Source organism: Actinoallomurus sp. NBC_01490 (assembly GCF_036227085.1).
In the GTDB taxonomy this organism is placed as follows: domain Bacteria; phylum Actinomycetota; class Actinomycetes; order Streptosporangiales; family Streptosporangiaceae; genus Actinoallomurus; species Actinoallomurus oryzae.
The window spans coordinates 3,707,403-3,726,646 of the sequence record NZ_CP109433.1 but is presented as its reverse complement, the minus strand read 5'-3'; the positions used below and the strand labels follow the sequence as shown (position 1 = coordinate 3,726,646).

The following is a 19,244-nucleotide window of genomic DNA, read 5'->3' as shown; positions in this document are numbered from 1 at the left end:
AGGCATCATGGCACCATGACACCGCTCGACCGCTTCTCCGACGCCGCGCGCGCCTGGTTCGCCGGGGCGTTCGCCGCGCCCACGGCGGCGCAGGAGGGCGCGTGGGAGGCGATCGCGCAAGGCGACAACACGCTCGTCGTGGCGCCGACCGGTTCGGGCAAGACGCTCGCGGCGTTCCTCTGGTCGCTCGACCGGCTCGCCACGACGCCGCCGCCGGAGGACCCCAAGCGCCGCTGCCGGGTGCTCTACGTCTCGCCGCTCAAGGCGCTGGCCGTCGACATCGAGCGCAACCTGCGGGCGCCGCTGACCGGGCTGCGGCAGACCTCCCAGCGGCTGGGCCTGCCCGAGCCCGACGTTCGCGTGTCCGTACGCTCCGGCGACACCCCGGCGGACGAGCGCCGCCGGTTCGCCGTCAAGCCGTCCGACATCCTGATCACGACGCCCGAGTCGCTGTTCCTCATGCTGACCTCGCAGGCGCGCGAGGCGCTGCGCGGCGTCGAGACCGTGATCGTCGACGAGGTGCACGCCGTCGCGGGCACCAAGCGCGGCGCCCATCTCGCCCTCTCCCTGGAGCGGCTCGACGCCCTGCTGGAGCGGCCGGCCCAGCGCATCGGGCTCTCGGCGACCGTACGCCCGGTGGAGGAGGTCGCGACGTTCCTCGGCGGCACGCGGCCCGCCACCGTGGTCCAGCCGCCGCACGAGAAAGAGGTCGAGCTCGAGATCGTCGTGCCGCTGGAGGACATGACCGAGCTGGGGCAGCCGGTCGAGGACCTGTCCGGGGCGGCGGCCGGAGAGCCCAACCGCGCGTCGATCTGGCCGCACGTCGAGGCGCGGGTGCTCGACCTGGTCGAGGCGCACCGCTCGACGATCGTCTTCGCCAACTCGCGGCGGCTGGCCGAGCGGCTGAGCGGGCGTCTCAACGAGCTGGCCCGCGAGCGCGTTGAGGGAGACCTGCCCGAGGAGGACGTGCCCGCCGAGATGATGGCGCAGGCCGGGGCCTCGCGGGGCGCGCCGGCCGACGTCGTACGCGCGCACCACGGGTCGGTGTCGAAGGAGGAGCGGGCAGGCATCGAGGAGGCGCTCAAGGCCGGGCGGCTGCCCGGCGTGGTCGCGACCTCCAGCCTCGAGCTGGGCATCGACATGGGCGCGGTCGACCTCGTCGTCCAGGTCGAGTCGCCGCCGTCGGTGGCGGGCGGGCTGCAGCGCATCGGCCGGGCCGGGCACCAGGTCGGCGCGGTCTCACGCGGCGTGATCTTCCCGAAGTACCGGGGCGATCTGGTGCAGACCGCGGTCGTGGCCGAGCGCATGCGCGAGGGCCGCATCGAGGAGCTGCGTTATCCCCGCAATCCCCTCGACGTGCTCGCCCAGCAGATCATCGCGATGGCCGGCATGGACGAGTGGCCGGTCGACGAGCTGGAGACGCTCGTACGCCGCGCGGCGCCGTTCGCGACACTGCCGCGCTCGGTGCTGGAGGCGACGCTCGACATGCTCGCCGGGCGCTACCCGAGCGACGAGTTCGGTGAGCTGCGGCCACGGCTGGTGTGGGACCGCGTCGCCGGGGTGCTGCGGGGGCGCCCGGGGGCACAGCGTCTCGCGGTGACCAGCGGCGGCACGATCCCCGACCGGGGCCTGTTCGGCGTCTTCCTGGTGGGAGAGAAGTCCTCCCGGGTCGGTGAGCTGGACGAGGAGATGGTGTACGAGTCGCGGGTCGGCGACGTGTTCGTGCTCGGTGCCAGCTCCTGGCGCATCGAGGACATCACGCCCGACCGGGTGCTCGTCTCCCCCGCCCCGGGGCGGCCGGGCAAGCTGCCGTTCTGGCACGGCGACGCGCCGGGACGGCCCGCCGAGCTGGGCCGCGCCCTGGGGGCGTTCAGCCGCGAGCTGTCGGCGCTGCCGCCCGAGCGGGCGCGCGAGCGCGTACGCGCCGCGGGCCTGGACGAGTGGGCCGCCGACAACCTGCTCGCCTACCTCGCCGAGCAGCGTGAGGCGACCGGCTACGTCCCGGACGACCGCACGCTGGTGGTCGAGCGGTTCCGCGACGAGCTCGGCGACTGGCGGCTCGTGGTGCACTCCCCGTACGGGGCACTCGTACACGCGCCCTGGGCGCTGGCGATGGCGTCGCGGCTGCGCGAGCGGTACGGCGTGGACGCGCAGGCCGCGCACTCCGACGACGGCATCGTGCTGCGCATCCCCGACACGGGTGAGGCCGTGACCCCGCCGGCCGGCGACCTCGCGATCTTCGACCCGGACGAGATCGAACAGATCGTCACCGACGAGCTGGGCGGGTCGGCGCTGTTCGCGTCGCGGTTCCGCGAGTGCGCGGCGCGGGCGCTGCTGCTGCCGCGGCACCGCCCGGGCAAGCGGATGCCGCTGTGGCAGCAACGGCAGCGGGCAGCGCAGCTGCTGTCGGTGGCCAGCAAGTACGCCTCGTTCCCGATCGTGCTGGAGACCGTGCGCGAGTGCCTGCAGGACGTCTTCGACGTGCCCGGGCTGGTGACGCTGATGCGCGACCTGGCCGGGCGCAAGGCTCGCCTGGTCGAGGTCGAGACGCCGATGCCCTCGCCGTACGCCCGGTCGCTGCTGTTCAGCTACGTCGGCGCGTTCATGTACGAGGGCGACGCGCCGCTCGCCGAGCGGCGGGCCCAGGCGCTGGCGCTCGACTCGACGCTGCTGGCCGAGCTGCTCGGCCAGGCGAACCTCCGCGAGCTGCTCGATCCCGAGGTGGTCGCCGAGGTGTCACAAGAGCTGCAGCGGCTGCCGTCCTCGCGGCATGCCCGCGACGTCGAGGGCGCCGCCGACCTGCTGCGCGAGCTGGGGCCGCTGGCGACCTCGGAGCTGACCGCGCGGGGAGTCGCTCCGGGGTGGCTCGCCGAGCTGGAGGAGTCGCATCGCGCGATCCGGGTGCGGATCGCCGGTGAGGAGCGGTGGGCGGCGATCGAGGACGCCGGGCGGTTGCGCGACGCGCTCGGCGTGCCGCTGCCGGTCGGCGTCCCGGAGGCGTTCCTGGAGCCCGTCGCCGATCCGCTGGCCGACCTGCTGAGCCGCTACGCGCGCACCCACGGGCCGTTCCACGCGGGTGACGTGGCCGCGCGCTTCGGGCTGGGCGTGGCGGTGGTGACCGGCGGGCTGCACCGGCTGGCCGACCGGGTGTCGGAGGGTGAGTTCACGCCGGGCGCCCGAGGCACGGAGTGGTGCGATACCGGGGTGCTGCGGCTGCTGCGCCGCCGGTCGCTGGCGCGCCTGCGGGCCGAGGTCGAGCCGTCACCGCACGACGCGCTGGCGCGGTTCCTGCCCGCGTGGCATGGCATAGGGTCCTCGCGGCTGCGGGGTCTCGACGCGCTCGTGCAGGCCGTCGAGCAGTTGCAGGGTGCCGCGGTGCCGGCGTCGGCGCTGGAGTCGCTGGTGCTGCCGGCGCGGGTGCCGGACTACTCCCCCGCTCTGCTGGACGAGCTGACCGCGTCCGGCGAGGTGATCTGGACGGGTCAGGGCGGGCTGCCGGGCGGTGACGGGTGGGTGTCGCTGTACCTCGCCGACACCGCTCCCCTCCTCATGGCCGAGCCCGCCGAGATCACGCTGACGCCGCTGCACGAGAAGGTCCTGGACGCGCTCGGTGACGGCGGCGCGGTGTTCTTCCGCACGCTGTCCGACCGGGTCGGCTCGCTGAACGACGCCGACCTCGTCGCGGCGCTGTGGGACCTGGTGTGGGCGGGACACCTGACCAACGACACGCTGGCCCCGCTGCGGGCGCGCCTGGGGTCGAGCCGCACGACGCATCGGCCGCGCACCCGCCGGCGCCGGCCGGCCATGCCCTCCCGCACGGGCCCGCCGACGGTCGCGGGCCGCTGGTGGACGCTGCCGGAGCGGTCGGACGACACCACGCGACGGGGTCACGCCCTGGCCGAGACCCTGCTCGACCGCTACGGCATCGTCATCCGCGGCGCCGTGATGGCCGAACGCACACCGGGCGGCTTCGCCGCCGTGTATCCGGTGCTGCGCGCGTTCGAGGAGACGGGCCGGTGCCGCCGGGGTTACTTCGTCGAGGGCCTGGGCGCGGCCCAGTTCGCCCTGCCCGGCGCGGTCGACCGGCTGCGCGCCACCCAGCGTCCGGACGACGAGCGGGCCCGCGCCCTGGTCCTCGCCGCGACCGACCCGGCGAACCCCTACGGCGCCGCCCTGCCATGGCCCGAACGCCCGGGCGAGGCCGCGAGCGGCCACAAACCGGGCCGCAAGGCGGGCGCGTTGGTGGTCACGGTGGAGGGCCGCCTGGTGCTGTACGTCGAACGCGGCGGCAAGACCCTGCTGTCCTGGGAAGAGACCGACCTGCAACCGGCCGTCGACGCCCTGGCCCTGGCGGTCCGCGAGGGCGCCCTGGGCCGCCTCACCGTCGAACGCGCCGACGGCGAGTCGATCAACGACTCCCCACTGGCGGCAGCCCTGGAGGCCGCCGGCTTCCACCCGACCCCGCGCGGCCTACGCCTCCGCGCATAACGCCACTCCGTCCCAGCCTCGAACGCATAACGAGCCGCCCCTACTAGTACGGCGGCCGCCATTCGGCTTGTGACCCGTGGTTCGGTGCGGGAGTCCTTGCGCGGTCAATGCGGGCGGCCGGTTCAGGTCCGATCACTGCGCCGTTAGGCTGCTGTGAGTGATCACGGTCGTCGACTATGACTCTGCCTGGCCGCGGCGGTTCGAGGCTCTGCGGCAGGAGTACGCGCGGGCGATGGCGGCGGCCGGTGTGCCAGTCGTGGCGATCGAGCACGTCGGCAGTACGTCGGTGCCCGGCCTGGCCGCCAAGCCGATCATCGATTGCGACATCGTCGTCGCACCGGCGGATGTCGAGTCCGCCGCGGCGGTGCTGGTAGGGCTCGGTTTCAGGCCGCTGGGAGAACTGGGGATCCCGCAGCGGTGGGCGTTCAAGGAGCCGGCCCGGCTGACGGGCACCAGCACCTACGTGATCGTAGAGGGGTCGCTGTCGCTGCGTAATCACCTGTGCGTGCGCGACGTGCTGCGCTCCAGCGCCGCGCTGCGGGAGGAGTACGCCGCGGTGAAGAAGCGGGTCGCTGCGACGGCGGCGGATATCGACGAGTATGGCCGCGGCAAGAACGCGGTCCTTCAGAGGATTCTCGCGGCGGGCGGCATGAGCGAGGCTGAGCGGGCGTCGATCGATGGCAACCAGGTGCCGTCACACAAGGAGCTTCCCCGCTAGTACGGCGGCCGGCCGTTTTCGGTTCGGCCTGGTGGCATGCGGTGGGAGAGTCCGTACTCGCGGGTGCAGCGCCCATGACGAGCCCCCACTGGCCAGACGACCGCAGGCCGCCGACTCCCGCCGACTCCCCGAAGTCTCCGGCTCCGCACATAAGCCGTCCACACCCGCCGTCCCGCCTCACCCCCGAACGCCCCACGGTGAGCCGGCGAACAATCCCCCACCAGTCACCACGCTCCGCACCGCGCACCGCAAGCCGCACACCGCGCACCGCGCACCGCGCACCGAAGCCGCACGCCGCACGCCGCGCACCGCAAGCCGCGCACCGCGCACCGAAGCCGCACGCCGCACGCCGCACGCCGCACGCCGCCGGATTCCCCCGTCCCCGAAGCCCACCTACGCGCGCACCCGCCCTCCCACTTCACCGTCGGACGCGTCGACGGCCGACCGAGCACCATTGCCCCGGAGGCGGCATCTCCGGAGATCTCCTCCACCGCCGGCGCATCGCCTGTGCCCTCAATCCCGTGCGGCTCCTCCAGGGACGGCCGCCATCTCACCGGGTTCCTCGGCAACGGGGTTATCCACAGGTTGGCATTCACATCTCGAAATGCCGGCGCGGCCGGATATTCTTTCCTTCAACGAGGAGAGGAGAAGGCGCGATGGCAGCCTCAGCGAATTCGACGTATGAATATCCAGGGTTCGGTTCAGCCGACTTAGCCATTCCCGTTCGAATACCAACGAGGCTCAATCAACCGTACCGACATATCTCCGATCGTGCCCAGGCGGCCGGATGATCATTGCGAACAGGACCAGGAAGGCTCGTAGGGCCAGTCGGTGTCCGCTGTGTCAGGGCCCGGTGCTCATCGGTCAGCACATCGCCCGCCTGGGGCTCACCTGGGTCCATACCGGCTGCGCGATAGCTCGCATGTAACGAATATCGAAAGCAGAGTAGGCACACTCAAGGCAAGCGTAAGCACCAAATAGCATTAGCAGGATCAGAGGTGATTCGACGGTGGATGTCCGATGATTCGTGACGGCCTTGGGCCGCATCAAGACGCGTGACGCATCCCCCCGTTCGGGCGTGTGCCGAATTACGGTTGCCCATCGGGTGGCTTCGCTATTGCGATCGGGTCTCGACGAAGTAGGTGGCGGTGCAGTCGATCGGCTCGTCGGCACCGCCACCACGCAGCCCCTGACGTCGATACGGAGCAGTTCGTCGGCGCCAAGGTCGCGCAGCTCGTTAGATGTCGTTTCATTCGGCGTGGTCTGTAGGGTTTCTGCCGCGTCGATGGCGGAGCGGCTGGTTCCCTGACGAGCCGTGGGAGTTGTTCCGGAGCCGTGCCGCCCAGGCCGACGCTGATCCACCGGAACGTGCCCGGATCCGCCGGTGGACGCACTGCTGACCAACTTCGACCGCGCGTGGGGCACCGCGGCGCGTCGGTCGGTGTTCGGACCCCGCCAGCGGTGGGACACGGACACAAAGGCGGCGGCCGAGGCCGACACGCGCGGCGCAGATGTGCCGAGCACAGGCCGACCAGACCGGTGAACGTCGCGGCGCCGGCGCAACCGGCGATCGGCAGGTGCTGGCAGCGATCGTGTTCGTGGCGCGCGCGACATCGGGCTGCGCCTGGAGGCAGCTCCTACCGGTCTTCGAGGCGTCCTGGTGGACGGTTTGCCGGAGGTTCGCCGGGGGAAGCGTCGCCTGAGTGTGGGCCGAGCTGTATCGGATACGGCGCTCGCGGCGGGCAACACCGTCGGGCTCAAGCCCTCCGACACGACACCGGTCACGACGCTGGTGCCGGACGAGATCGCGGCCGAACTCCTCTCGCCCGGCGTGCTCAACGTCGTCTGCGGCGACCGCGGCACCGGCGGCGACTCGTGGTCCGCCGGATTCCGCGGATGGTCTCCGTCACCGGATCCACACGCCAGGGTGCGCGATCGACTCGGTCAGCGTCCGGAGTGCGGCCAGGGAGGTCGGCGGGGAGCCCTACGCCCGATGGAGGAAGACGGTTCGGTCTCTGAGCCGATGATCGCAGGTCAGCGCGTGGTTAGCGTCAGGTCGTATGAGCATCGATGGCACACTCGACGAGGCGTACGAACGGCTGCATCGGACCGGGCCGGAGTTCGAAGGCTGGCTCTCCAACCACGGTCCCATGGCGGTGGAATCCATGGTCAGGCGCGGACACGCGCGCCAGGTACACCGCTGGCTGGATCGGTACGTCCGGCGGCTGGACGAACTGCCACGCGCCACCTCGCCCGTCACCGAAGACGGCTGGCGTGCGGCGCTGGGCGATCCGCACCGTCTCGGTGACTGGTTGGTGTTCTTCGAGCGTGAGGTGACCGAACGGCCTTGGCGTACGGTGCTGGAGACGTGGTGGCCGCGGCTTCTGCCCGGTATCGCGGCCGGCGCCACCCATGGCGTGATCCGTACCGGTCACGCGGTCCACGCTCTGCTGGACCACGAGGACGGGCCGCGTCTGGCCGAGCTCGGTCAGGCCCTCGGCTACTGGGCGGCGCGCTGGCAGCAGGTCCCGTCGGCCGTCCCGTCCGGAACCGCCGGTCCGGCGTCCGCTCTCGGCGCCGTTCCGCGTGTTCCCGACCAGAAGGCGGGCATCAACCATCGGCTCGGTCAGCTCACCGACCTGGCCGGCTGGCCGACCGCGCTCGCCGCGCTCCGGCCCGCCACCGACGCCGGGCAGGCCCGGGACCTGCTGGCCGAGCTGACGACGGCGGCCGCCCTGCACTACCTGCCGAACGCCCACGGCTCGGCGGTCATGCTGGTTCACGCCGCGACCGCGCCCATGGCCGTCCTGCGTACGCTGCCGGCGCTTCCCCGCGCCCAGTGGATCCCGAGCCTGCACGCGGCCTGGGCGGCCAGCGCGGCGGTGACCGCGGCCTACACCCCCGCGGCACCCACGCCCCGCCACAGCCTGCCCACCGCCCCGGAGTCGGCGGACGAGGTGTTCGACCGGGCCGTCCGCCATCAGGACGAACACGTCATCAAGCTCGCCGACACCTGCCTCGACGTCCACCAGCGCACGGGCCACCCCGACACGCTCGCCGCGGTCGTTCGCGCGACCGAGCTGATCGACGAGCCTTGACCGAGCGCCCCCGATAAGGGCACCGTCGGCGCCGGTTCGAATGGGCGAAGCGCCGCCCCGGCAGGGGTGAACTGCGGACGGTGGTCCCCAACGGAACCGGTCCTGGCAGTGCCCGCGGCGTTCAGTCGTTCTGGGCGACCACGGCGGCGAGCCCGCAGGGGGTGTGCAGGAAGAGGTAGATGGCACCCTCCGCGACGTCATTCGCCAGGACGTCCGACGGGGCCACGTCGCCGACGTACGCCATCACCTTCCCGCAGGCCGGGCAGGCGGGATATTCGGGATCCTGGAGCCACCACGGCCGGCCGCCGAGCGCGGACCCGCCGGCGAAATGCAGGTCGGGGAGCTGCTCGCCCGGGGTGAGCCGGACCCGCGGCGGCGGCTCGGCCACCAGGACCCTCCCGTCCGGGGGTTCGCCGGTGTACGCGGACCAGGCCGCTCCGCCGTCAGGGGTCACTTCCACGTATCTCGTTCCATGGAGCGCGCAGAGGAAGCAGGTGACGATCCGCAGGCGACCCCGCCACGACGTGTGGGCGAGCGCGCCGGCGACCCGAGGGTCGGCGGTGTCGACGTCGAGGGCGGTCCACAACTCGCCACCGCACCATGGACAGCGGTCGGATGACGGCGCCGTCGTCCCCGCGGGAGCCAGCCCGTACGCCGTCGTGCCACAGATCTCGCGAGCGCGTCCGTCATCGTCGAAGTCCCAGCCGGAGCCGGCCAGGAAGGACGCCAGGACGCCCGCCTCGATGCCGGGCGGCGGCTCCTTCCGCCACCTCACGAAGGCCGACTCGACCACCGGGCCACGGGTTTCGGCGAGCACCCGGAACAGCTGGAAGTTCCTGGTGCCGCCCATGTCGATCCGCGCGACCGCCTCGCGCTGCACATCCTCTCCGGCCGCGCGGAACATCCTCTCCGGTAGGTAGACGTCCGCGTCGAGCAGCCGTACGAGGTGGGGCCGTAGTACCGCGAGGTCGTCCTCGGTCGCCTCTTCCAGTTCCCAGGCGGCGTCGTCGTCGCCGGACAGGACGCGATCCACGAGCTCAGCGATCATGGAAACGAGACGGTATCAATCGCTGCTCGTACATCACCCACACGGACCGAGGAGACGGCCGTTCATTTGCCGCAGTGGCTCCAGCCGCTGGTCCACTTGGCCGTCTTCGACGCACCGCCCCACATCACGCACTTACCGCGTGCCGGCAGACGGATCGGGCCCGCGTAGAACGGGAAGGAGCCCGATCGGCTCTCCCGGCTTCCGCCCTTGACCACGAGCGACGCGCTCAAGAAGACCTTGCCCGACGAGCGCGGCACCATGGTGACCACGCAGTTGGTGCCGGCCTTCGCGTTGTAGAGCAGGTAGGCCCGTGCCTCTCCCAGCCCGTGTGTCTCGATGACGCGGTAGCCGCTGCCGCACAGACGCTGGGGTTTGTACGGGTTGGCGCGGACGGTCTTCCGGGGAGTCGGGTGCCGCGAGGGCGTACGGGACGGCGACGGAGTACGGCTCCTCACCGGGTGGTGGGAGCTTCGTTGAGTCGGCGGCGGGGCGGCGGTGTTCGAGGGGGCGCCGCCGTCCGAGTCGTTCGTGGCGGCCAGCGCGCCGATGCCGGCGCCCAGGACGATGAGCCCCGCCGCCACCGCGCCGATGACCAGGCCGGTACGGCCCTTGCGCCGGGGCCGCCGGTCCGGCGAGCCCGGAGGACCGGGGAAGCCGGTGCCCGGCCCACCGGGGGAGACGGGTCCGGCCGCCGGGGCGGGACCGGCGGCGGGAAGCCGCATGGTCGCCCCGGGATGCCGGGGCCCGGGCATGCCGTTCCCCGTCGGGGAGCCCGGAGACGGCATCCGCTCGGTCGCCCCGGCTCCACCACTCCCGACCCCGCCGGCTCCACCGATTCCGGCCGCACCCAGCCCGGCCGCACCGAGCCCGCCGGCACCCGCCGGGTCGGCCGTGGTGCGGCTCGCCGGGGCGGTGCTCGGTGCCGACGGGCCGGCGGCGCCGGGATTCCCGCTCCGGGACACGTTGTGGCCCATCAGCTCGTCCATCAGCTGACGCGCCGTGGGGCGCCGAGACGGGTCCTTGGACAGGCACGCGGCCACGGCGGGGCGGAGGCGGCCGTCCAGGGCGCCGAGGTCCGGCTCCGCGTGGAGGATGCGGTTGATCACCTGCGGGATGGAGCGGTGGCCGAAGGCGGGCGCGCCGCTCGCCGCGTAGACCATCGTGACCGCCCACGCGAACATGTCCGTGTGCGGGGCGATCGTGCCCTCGGCGAGCTGTTCCGGTGCCATGAAGGCAGGGGTGCCGACGACCTGGCTGACGGCGCTCGTCATGGTGCCGCTGGCGTCCAGGGCCCGGGCGATGCCGAAGTCGATCACGACCGGGCCGTCCGGGCCCATGAGGACGTTGCCCGGCTTGAAGTCGCGGTGGACGACCCCCGCCTGGTGGATCGCGGCCAGGGCGGTCGCGGTGTTGACCGCCAGCCGGTCGAGTGCCGACCCGCGGCGCGGGCCCTCGTCGCGGACCAGGCGTTGCAACGACGGGCCGGGCACGTACTCGCTGACGATGTACGGGCGGTCTCCGGCCATCCCGACGGACAGGACCTGCGCGGTGCAGAAGCGGGCGACCCGCTTGGTCACCTCCACCTCGCGTACGAAGCGGGCGCGGGCCGGCTCGTCCTCGATCAGCTGGGCGTGCAGCAGCTTGATGGCGACCTGGCCGGCCGCGCCGCGGCCCAGGTAGACGACGCCCTGCCCGCCTTCTCCGAGCCGGCCGGTCACGTCGTAGTCCCCCAGACGACGGGGATCCCCGTCGCCGAGCGGCTGGACGTTCACCACGGGCGGCCTCCCAAGCGCGACATTTGGACGCCCGGAGAACCTATCAACGCCCTCCGTCACAGGGGGCGACTACCTCCGACCCGTGCCGCAGGTCACCCTTCCGAGGAGCCGCGCGAAGAGGGTCAGCTCCCGCTGGAGAACACGTCGTCGCGGGCACGGTCCAGCGCGGCCAGCAGGGCGCCTTTCAGCACCGGATTGCCCACGACCTGGCTCAGGGCCACCCGGGGACTGGTCGGGCAGATGCGGCCCACGGCGTCCTGGATCCGGCCGACCAGGCGTTCTCCGCCGGCCCGGCCGAGCTCGCCGGAGATCAGGATCAGCTCCGGGTCCAGCACGATCGTCACCGACGCCACCCCGTACGCCAGCCGCGTCGCCAGGGCGTCCAGGAACGGGCCGCCCGACGCTCCGGCCGAGGCCGCGGCGCGTACGCACTCGGTGGCGGTCGGTTCGTCGAAGCCGTGCTCCCTCGCCAGGTCACGTACGGCGTCCGCGCCCGCGAGCGCGCCCAGGCCGCCGCCCAGCGCGGGCATCCCCCAGGTGACCGACTCGGTGTCCTTCTCCGGCAGGGCCGCGCCCGGGACCGGCAGGTAACCGATCTCACCGGCGCCGCCGGAGAAGCCGCGGTGCAGACGTCCGCCGAGCACGACCGCGAGACCCAGGCCGCGGTCGGCCCACACCAGGGCGAAGTCGTCCACGTCGCGCGCGGCGCCGCACTCCTTCTCCGCGAGCGCGCCCAGGTTGACGTCGTTCTCGATCACGACGGGCAGGCGCAGGTCGCGGCGGAGCGCCTCCAGGACGCCCGCGTGCCAGTGCGGCAGGTCGTAGATGAACTGCACGTCGCCGGTGCGCGGGTCGACGACGCCCGGCGTGCCGATGACGAGGGCGTGCAGTTTGGCCAGCGGCACCTTCGCGGTGCGGCACGCCTTGACCACGGCGTTGTGCACCAGCGAGACGGCGTCGTCGCCCGGTTCGACGGTGATCTCGGCGGCGATGTGGCCGGTGATGTCGGCGATGCCCGCCGTGACGCCGTGGGGGCCGACGTCGAGGCCGGCCACGTACGCGCTGGAGGGGACGACCGCGTACAGCGCGGCGTTGGGGCCACGGCCTCCGGCCTGCTCGCCCACGACGGCGACCAGACCGCGTTGTTCGAGCCGGGACAGCAGTTGGGACGCGGTCACCTTCGACAGCCCCGTGCGCTCCCCGATCTGCGTACGCGTGAGGGGCCCCGAGCTCACCAGGAGATCCAGCGCGGATCTGTCATTCAGTTCGCGCAGGAGCCTTGGCGTCCCCGGGCGACTCGCCATCTCCGGCCACCTTCCATCTCGATCCGCTAACGGCTCTTCTTGGTTAGGAAACTTTCCTGTTAGTTTAGGCCACAGTAGTTCACGCAGTCCCCTCCCCCATAATCCGGCAGACCCGCAGCCCCGAATGTAGGCAGGCGCCCCCGCGACCGCGCGTACGGCATGACGCATGAATACCACGGTCGGGCGGTACCGAAGGGAGTTCCATTGTGAGGTACACCAGGGCCGCCGCGGCGGCCGTTGCGCTCGCCGTGGCCGTGACCGGCTGCGGCGGCAAGAAGAAGGCCGACGACAACGCCAAGGGCGCGGACCCTGCCAAGATCGTCGTCTGGCAGATGGGTGACGGCAGTCCCGAGCAGACCAAGTTCCTGGACGGCGTCGCGGCGGAGTTCCACCAGAAGCACCCGAAGACCGCGGTGCAGGTGCAGTACATCCCCTGGCCGCAGGCCACGCAGAAGTTCCAGACCGCGATCGCCGGCGGCTCGGGTCCGGACGTGACCGAGGTCGGCAACACCGACGTTCAGTCCTGGGCCGAGCAGGGCGCCTTCGCCGACGTCACCGACAAGGTGAACTCCTGGGCCGAGGGCAAGACCCTGAGCAAGAACGCCCTCGCCAACGACCAGCTCGACGGCAAGACCTACGCCGTGCCGTGGTACGGCGGCGTGCGCGCCGTGTGGTACCACAAGGACTGGTTCACCAAGCTGGGCATCCAGCCGCCCAAGACCTGGGCGGACCTCGTGACCGCGGCAAAGACGATCCAGGACAAGAAGCATGTGCCGGGCATCGCCGCGCCGAGCGACTTCACCAACGGCATCCTCAGCTTCGTGTGGGCCAACGGCGGCGACGTCGCCACCAAGCAGGGCGACAAGTGGGTCGGCACCCTGGAGCAGCCGCAGGCCAAGGAGGCCATCGAGTTCTACGCGGGCCTGGTCACCAAGGACAAGGTCGCGCCGGACAAGTACGTCGGCAAGAACGAGCTGCAGGGCCCGCAGCAGGACTTCGCCCTCGGCAAGATCGGCATGTACATGGACGGCAGCTGGGCGCTCCCCCAGCTGGAGAAGGTCAACAAGAAGGACGAGAAGAACTGGGGCGTCTTCCCGATCCCCGGCAAGACCGGCGGCCTCGCCCCGGTGTTCTCCGGCGGCTCCGACCTGGCCGTCTGGAAGGACAGCAAGTACAAGGACGTCGCGTTCGACTACCTGACCACGCTGGACAGCAAGAAGAACTCCAAGGCGTTCGCCGACACGCTGAAGTTCCTGCCGCAGTTCACCGACATCCTGCAGAGCGGTGCGTACCAGAGCGACCCGATCATGGGCCCGTTCGCGCAGGCCGCGGCCTCCGGCGTGAAGTTCACCCCCACGAGCAAGGGGTGGGCCGACTACGAGGGGTCCAAGAAGGTGCTGCCGAACGCCGTCAAGGCCATCATGCAGGGCAAGTCGGCCGACGATGAGCTGAAGAAGGCCGACGAGCAGGCCGGGACCCTGCTCAACCAGTAAGGGGTCCGCATGCTCGACACCGTCCAGACGGTGCGGCGCCCGCCGGGCCGGACCTCGTCCGGCCCGGCACGGCCCGCACGCCGCCGCCCGCGCTTCGGGCCGTACCTGCTGATCCTGCCGGCGCTCGTCACCATCGCCGTGCTGCTCATCTGGCCGGTGGCGCAGATCGCGCGGATGTCGTTCCAGAAGGTCGGCCTCCGCCAGCTCCGCGGCGAGCCCGCGGAGAACGTCGGGCTCGACAACTACCGCCAGATCCTCGGCGACGACGAGTTCTGGGCGGCGCTCCGGCACACGCTCCTGTTCGCGGCCGTCGCCGTCGCCGCCACGCTGGTCGTCGGCACGCTCGTCGGCCTGCTGCTGAACCGCCTCGGACGGCGGATGTCCGCGTTCGTCGCGGGCGGCGTGCTCATCGCCTGGGCGACGCCCCCGGTCACCGCGGCGGTCATCTTCGCCTGGCTGTTCGGCACCACCGGCGGCCTGGTCGGGTGGTTCCTCGACCTGCTGCCGAACTGGCTCGTCGGCGGCGGCTGGCAGAACTACAACTGGTTCTCCTCCCCGCTGCCGGACTACACGGTGCTGACCATCTGCGTGGTGTGGATGTCCTTCCCGTTCGTCGCCGTCTCGGTGCTGGCGGGGCTGCGGACGGTGCCGGGCGAGCTGTACGAGGCGGCCAGGGTGGACGGGTCGAGCGCCTGGAACACCTTCTGGAAGATCACCTTCCCGCTGCTGCGGCCCGTCTTCGGCGTGCTGCTGACCATGTCGGTGATCTGGGACTTCCGCGTGTTCACCCAGCTGTTCGTCCTGTCCGGGCTCGCCAACAGCGACTCGTTCAACCTCTCGCTGTACGGCTACTCCGAAGCGTTCGGCTCGCTGAACGCCAAGTACGGCCTGGGCTCGGCGATCGCCATGGTCCTCACGGTGCTCGTGCTGATCGTCACCGCCGTCCACACCCGGATGATCGTCCGTCAGGAGGGAGTCGCATGAGGTCGCGCAGGCTCCGCCGGATCGCGCTGAACACCGCCGGCATCGCGGTGTTCGTCGTCTCGGCCTTCCCGGTGTTCTGGATGGTCTCCACGGCGTTCAAGCCGAACCAGGAGATCTTCAGCTCCACCCCGCACCCGGTGCCGTTCCATCCGACGCTGCGCCATTTCGACTTCGTGCTCAACGGCGGCATCGCCGGCGTGTCGTTCTGGCACTACTTCGTCAACAGCCTCGCGGTGGCGGTCGGGACGGTGCTGGTGTCCGGGCTGCTCGCGCTACTGGCCGCGACGGCGGTCGCCCGGTACCGCTTCCGGTTCCGTACGACGTTCCTGATTGTGCTGCTCGTGGTCCAGATGGTGCCGTGCGAGGCGCTGGTCATCCCGATGTTCATCGACCTCAAGCGGCTGGAGCTGCTCAACAGCCTGATCGGTCTCATGGTGGTGTACATCGGGTTCGCGCTGCCGTTCGGCACGTGGATGCTGCGCGGCTTCGTCGCGGCGGTGCCGCGGGAGCTGGAGGAGGCCGCCGCCCTCGACGGGGCGGGACCGATCCGGACCTTCTTCCGGATCCTGCTGCCACTCGTCGCGCCCGGCCTCGTCGCGACCAGCATCTTCTCCTTCATCACGGCGTGGAACGAACTGATCTTCGCCTACACGTTCCTGAAGGACCAGGACAAGGCCACGTTGCCGATCATGTTGCAGTTCTTCTTCGGCCGGTCCGGCAACGACTGGGGCCCGATCATGGCCGCGTCGACGCTGCTCACGCTGCCGGTCATCGCCTTCTTCCTCGTCGTCCAGCGCCGCATGGTGTCCGGGCTGGTCGCCGGGGCGGTGAAGGGATGACCGCACCGCGACAGCGTCGCCGGGCACGTACAGAGATTGAGCGATCAATGAGTGAGCGGAGCGAACGAATCAAAGAACACGCGTGCCCGGTCTCTCCTCCGACGAAGGAGGGCTCATGAGTGAGCGGACGAAGCCGCTAATGGAAAGAGGAACGGTGAGCGACCGATGAGCGACCTGTCTCTGGAGAGGCTCGTCAACGCCACTCTGCTCGTGCCGTTCCCCGGCGCCGCCGCGCCCCGCTGGGTGTTGGAGGGGCTCGAGCGGGGCGTGAGCGGCGTCACCCTGTTCGCCATCAACGGCAACGTGCCGGGAGCGGGCGAACTGGCCGCGCTCACCGCGCGGATGCGGCAGGTGGCCGACCCGCTGGTGTCGATCGACGAGGAGGGCGGCGACGTGACCCGCCTCGCGCACGAGACGGGCAGCCCGTACCCGGGCAGTGCCGCGCTCGGCGCCCTCGACGACCCCGCCGTCACGCGGCGGGTGCACCGTTCGCTCGGGGCGGAGTTGCGCGGCGCGGGCGTGAACCTCGACTTCGCCCCGTCCGCGGACGTCAACACCGCGGACGACAACCCCATCATCGGCACCCGCGCGTTCGGCTCGGATCCGCAACTGGTGGCGCGGCACATCACCGCCGCGGTGTCGGGCCTGCAGGAGGCCGGGATCGTGGCGTGCGCCAAGCACTTCCCCGGTCACGGCGCGACCTCGCAGGACTCCCACCTGGAGGTTCCGACGGTGGACGCGGACCTGCCGCTGCTCGAACGCCGCGAGATGGTGCCGTTCCGCGCGGCGATCGAGGCCGGCGTCCAGTCGGTCATGACGGCGCACATCCGGGTGCCGGCGCTCACCGGGGCGGCGCCGGCCACCTTCTCCTCCGCCGCGATCGAGGGGCTGCTGCGCGGCACGCTCGGGTACGAGGGCGTCGTCGTGACCGACGCCCTCGACATGCGGGCGGCCAGCGGTGCGATGGGCATCCCGGAGGCGGCGGTGCGCGCCCTCGACGCGGGGGCGGACCTGCTCTGCCTCGGCTCCAAGGAGTTCGAGGACAGCGTGCACGCCATCCGCGAGCGGATCATGGAGGCGGTACGCGAGGGGCGGCTGTCCGGCGAACGCCTCGAACGGTCGGCGGAGCGGGTCGCGGCCCTGCGGGCCTGGCTCGCCGTACCGCGCACGGCCGAGGTGGACCGCGCCGTCGGGCTGGAGGCGGCGCGCCGGGCGGTACGGGTCACCGGCTCGCCGTCGGTGTCGGCGAGCCCGCTGGTGCTGGAGCTGCAGGCGCCGTCCAACATCGCGGTCGGCCCGGTGCCGTGGGGGTTCTCGCCCTGGGTGCCGGACGCCCTGCCGGTCGACGCCGACGCGGCCGACCCGGGCGAGCTGCTGGCCCGCGCGACGGGACGTCCGCTCGTCATCGTCGTACGCGACGCGCACCGCTACGCCGGGCACCGCACGCTGGTCTCCGCGCTGGTGACGGCGCGGTCCGACGCCGTGGTGGTGGAGATGGGCCTGCCGGTGTGGCGCCCGGAGGCGTCCGCGTACGTCGCGACCTACGGCGCGACTCGGGCGAACGCCCGTGCGGCGGCCGAAATCATCGGACTGATCGGTGAAGAATCGGAGGCGGGTGGCCCGATCACCTCATCCGAAGCGGGATAATCGGGTTATGAGACTGTCCGCCCGGGTCGATTATGCGCTTCGCGCAACAGCCGAGCTGGCCGTCGGCGGCGATCGTCCCGTCACGGCGGTCCAGCTCGCCGAGGCACAGCAGATACCGCCGAAGTTCCTTGAGAACATCCTCAGCCAGCTGCGCCGGGCCGGTCTGGTCCGCAGCCAGCGCGGCCCCGAGGGCGGCTACTGGCTGGCCCGGCCACCGGACGAGATCTTCCTGGCCGACGTCATCCGGGCCATCGACTGGCCGCTCGTCGGCGTGCGCGGCGAGCGTCCCGAGCACCTCGGCTACGAGGGTCCCGCCAAGGCGCTGCAGCTCGTGTGGATCGCGCTGCGCGCGAGTGAGCGCTTCATCCTCGAGCAGGTGAGCCTGGCCGACGTCGCCTCCGGCGAGCTGCCGCCCAGCGTGCACGCCCTGACCGAAGACCCGGCCGCATGGGACTCCCCGGCGTTCCGCCGCTGACGAAAGGCCCTAGGGCCTGGCGGCCGGTGAGCGATGCCCGAGGGTGACGTCGTCTGGGCCGCCGCCCGGCGCCTGCACGAGGCGCTGGCCGGGCGTGTGCTCACCCGCAGCGACTTCCGCGTCCCCCGGGCGGCCACCGCCGACCTCACCGGGCGCTCCGTCCTGGAGGTGGTTTCTCGCGGGAAACACCTGCTCACCCGGGTCGAGGGCGGCCTGACGGTGCACACCCACCTGCGTATGGAGGGCACCTGGCGCATCCGGCCGGCGAGCGAGCCGGTGCCGCGCGACCACCGCGTACGCCTCGTGCTCGCCAACGCCGAGTGGCAGGCCGTGGGGTACTCCCTGGGCGTCGTCGAACTCCTCCGCACCGCCCAGGAGTCACGGGCGGTCGGTCATCTCGGTCCCGACCTGCTCGGCCCCGACTGGGACCCGGCCGAGGCCGTACGCCGGCTGCGCGAGGATCCTTCCCGCCCGATCGGTGAGGCCCTGCTCGACCAGACCCGGCTCGCCGGCATCGGCAACCTCTACAAGGCCGAGACGCTGTTCCTGCGCGGTGTCGACCCCTGGCGTCCCGTCGGCGAGGTCGACGATCTGGACGGCATGGTGGAACTCGCCCGCCGTCTCCTGGACGCCAACAAGGCCCGCGTCGACCAGAGCACGACGGGCACGAAACGCCCCGGCGACACGACCTGGGTGTACGGACGGCGCACCTGCCGCCGCTGCGGGGGCCGCGTCAGGCGCGCCGACCAGGGCGGTCCGGCGCGCGAACGCGTCACCTTCTGGTGCCCCACCTGCCAGCCCGGCAGGGCCTGACCCGGGCTCCGCTCAGGGGCCGGCCCGGGCTGGGCTCAGCGCTGGACGGCGAACATCCAGTGCTGCTTGTCCAGATCCTGGGCCGCCGTGATCAGGATGTCCTGCGTCACCAGGTCGGTGTCGTCGAGCTTTTCGATGCGCTCGCGGAAGCGCTTGCCCATCTCCCCCAGCATGTCGGTGATGGCGGCGATCACCTTGTCGTCGGGCAGCCACCCGGTCTCCAGCTGGTGCAGCTTGGTCTGCTCGGCCACCGCGCGTGCCCGGCCGTCCGGGTTGACGCCGATCGCGACCGCCCTCTCCGCGACCGTGTCCGCGTACTCGCGCGCCAGGGCGACGACCTCGTCGAGCTGGAGATGAACCGAGCGGAAGCTGCGCCCGGTGAGGTTCCAGTGCGCCTGCTTGGCGGACAGGTGCAGGTCGATCAGGTCGATCAGCGTCTCCTGCAGTATCGCGCCGGTCGTCCTGCGCGCCTCATCCGAGAGCGAGCTCTTGACCGTCGTCATCGCCAGATCTCCTTTCGCCAGAGTGACAATCTCACTACTGGCGGAACTTCCCCGCGATC

At 71.7% G+C, this 19,244-nt stretch carries 13 protein-coding genes and 2 pseudogenes; 11 read left to right on the top strand and 4 right to left on the bottom strand.

Going from position 1 to position 19,244, the window contains the following annotated elements; translation table 11 throughout:
• The first annotated feature begins 15 nt into the window (after positions 1 to 15).
• The 5 genes and pseudogenes from OG417_RS17840 (at position 16) to OG417_RS17820 (ending at position 8,304) form a co-directional block, all read left to right on the top strand.
• The gene (locus tag OG417_RS17840; RefSeq protein ID WP_329256925.1) at positions 16 to 4,488 is read left to right on the top strand and encodes an ATP-dependent helicase; all 4,473 of its coding nucleotides are present in this window, start codon (positions 16 to 18) and stop codon (positions 4,486 to 4,488) included.
• 157 nt (positions 4,489 to 4,645) lie between these two features.
• Entirely contained in the window at positions 4,646 to 5,206 is a 561-nt protein-coding gene (locus OG417_RS17835; RefSeq protein WP_329256922.1) for a GrpB family protein, read from the top strand.
• 1,565 nt (positions 5,207 to 6,771) lie between these two features.
• Positions 6,772 to 6,906: pseudogene (locus OG417_RS17830) on the top strand (IS5/IS1182 family transposase); the annotation flags it as partial.
• Between the two features lie 29 nt (positions 6,907 to 6,935).
• Positions 6,936 to 7,159, top strand: a pseudogene (locus OG417_RS17825) (aldehyde dehydrogenase family protein); the annotation flags it as partial.
• 107 nt (positions 7,160 to 7,266) lie between these two features.
• Complete coding sequence (locus OG417_RS17820; protein ID WP_329256919.1) at positions 7,267 to 8,304, top strand: questin oxidase family protein; 1,038 nt, start codon at positions 7,267 to 7,269, stop codon at positions 8,302 to 8,304.
• Positions 8,305 to 8,425: 121 nt separating this feature from the next.
• Here the strand turns inward: OG417_RS17820 and OG417_RS17815 are convergent, their stop codons facing one another.
• The 3 genes from OG417_RS17815 to OG417_RS17805 form a co-directional block, all read right to left on the bottom strand.
• Complete coding sequence (locus OG417_RS17815) at positions 8,426 to 9,352, bottom strand: hypothetical protein (RefSeq protein ID WP_329256916.1); 927 nt, start codon at positions 9,350 to 9,352, stop codon at positions 8,426 to 8,428.
• A 62-nt stretch (positions 9,353 to 9,414) separates the two neighbouring features.
• Positions 9,415 to 11,127: a serine/threonine protein kinase gene (locus OG417_RS17810; protein WP_329256914.1), complete on the bottom strand. Its 1,713-nt coding sequence runs from the start codon at positions 11,125 to 11,127 to the stop codon at positions 9,415 to 9,417.
• Positions 11,128 to 11,249: 122 nt separating this feature from the next.
• Positions 11,250 to 12,431, bottom strand: a complete 1,182-nt coding sequence (locus tag OG417_RS17805) for an ROK family transcriptional regulator (RefSeq protein ID WP_329256911.1) — start codon at positions 12,429 to 12,431, stop codon at positions 11,250 to 11,252.
• Between the two features lie 206 nt (positions 12,432 to 12,637).
• Here OG417_RS17805 and OG417_RS17800 point away from each other — a divergent pair, with 206 nt between their 5' ends.
• From OG417_RS17800 to OG417_RS17775, 6 genes are all read left to right on the top strand, one after another.
• The gene (locus tag OG417_RS17800) at positions 12,638 to 13,924 is read left to right on the top strand and encodes an extracellular solute-binding protein (RefSeq protein WP_329256908.1); all 1,287 of its coding nucleotides are present in this window, start codon (positions 12,638 to 12,640) and stop codon (positions 13,922 to 13,924) included.
• A 9-nt stretch (positions 13,925 to 13,933) separates the two neighbouring features.
• On the top strand, positions 13,934 to 14,908 hold the full coding sequence (locus OG417_RS17795) for a carbohydrate ABC transporter permease (RefSeq protein ID WP_329256905.1): 975 nt from the start codon (positions 13,934 to 13,936) through the stop codon (positions 14,906 to 14,908).
• The gene (locus OG417_RS17790; protein WP_329256902.1) at positions 14,905 to 15,747 is read left to right on the top strand and encodes a carbohydrate ABC transporter permease; all 843 of its coding nucleotides are present in this window, start codon (positions 14,905 to 14,907) and stop codon (positions 15,745 to 15,747) included. Before OG417_RS17795 ends, OG417_RS17790 begins: the two co-directional genes overlap by 4 nt.
• A 165-nt stretch (positions 15,748 to 15,912) precedes the next feature.
• Entirely contained in the window at positions 15,913 to 17,394 is a 1,482-nt protein-coding gene (locus tag OG417_RS17785; protein ID WP_329256899.1) for a glycoside hydrolase family 3 protein, read from the top strand.
• 7 nt (positions 17,395 to 17,401) lie between these two features.
• Positions 17,402 to 17,869 (top strand): RrF2 family transcriptional regulator, encoded by a 468-nt coding sequence (locus OG417_RS17780; protein ID WP_329256896.1) that lies wholly within the window; start codon positions 17,402 to 17,404, stop codon positions 17,867 to 17,869.
• A gap of 33 nt (positions 17,870 to 17,902) precedes the next feature.
• On the top strand, positions 17,903 to 18,682 hold the full coding sequence (locus OG417_RS17775; protein ID WP_329256893.1) for a DNA-formamidopyrimidine glycosylase family protein: 780 nt from the start codon (positions 17,903 to 17,905) through the stop codon (positions 18,680 to 18,682).
• Positions 18,683 to 18,717: 35 nt separating this feature from the next.
• Here OG417_RS17775 and OG417_RS17770 read toward each other — a convergent pair whose 3' ends face one another.
• Complete coding sequence (locus OG417_RS17770; protein WP_329256890.1) at positions 18,718 to 19,185, bottom strand: Dps family protein; 468 nt, start codon at positions 19,183 to 19,185, stop codon at positions 18,718 to 18,720.
• Positions 19,186 to 19,244 lie beyond the last annotated feature (59 nt).

Bases quoted from the DNA above. Each gene is read 5' to 3' on its own strand.
- OG417_RS17840 (WP_329256925.1), top strand. From the start codon at position 16: ATGACACCGCTCGACCGCTTCTCCGACGCCGCGCGCGCCTGGTTCGCC.
- OG417_RS17820 (WP_329256919.1), top strand. From the start codon at position 7,267: ATGAGCATCGATGGCACACTCGACGAGGCGTACGAACGGCTGCATCGG.
- OG417_RS17815 (WP_329256916.1), bottom strand. From the start codon at position 9,352: ATGATCGCTGAGCTCGTGGATCGCGTCCTGTCCGGCGACGACGACGCC.
- OG417_RS17805 (WP_329256911.1), bottom strand. From the start codon at position 12,431: ATGGCGAGTCGCCCGGGGACGCCAAGGCTCCTGCGCGAACTGAATGAC.
- OG417_RS17795 (WP_329256905.1), top strand. From the start codon at position 13,934: ATGCTCGACACCGTCCAGACGGTGCGGCGCCCGCCGGGCCGGACCTCG.
- OG417_RS17790 (WP_329256902.1), top strand. From the start codon at position 14,905: ATGAGGTCGCGCAGGCTCCGCCGGATCGCGCTGAACACCGCCGGCATC.
- OG417_RS17785 (WP_329256899.1), top strand. From the start codon at position 15,913: ATGAGCGACCTGTCTCTGGAGAGGCTCGTCAACGCCACTCTGCTCGTG.
- OG417_RS17780 (WP_329256896.1), top strand. From the start codon at position 17,402: ATGAGACTGTCCGCCCGGGTCGATTATGCGCTTCGCGCAACAGCCGAG.
- OG417_RS17775 (WP_329256893.1), top strand. From the start codon at position 17,903: ATGCCCGAGGGTGACGTCGTCTGGGCCGCCGCCCGGCGCCTGCACGAG.
- OG417_RS17770 (WP_329256890.1), bottom strand. From the start codon at position 19,185: ATGACGACGGTCAAGAGCTCGCTCTCGGATGAGGCGCGCAGGACGACC.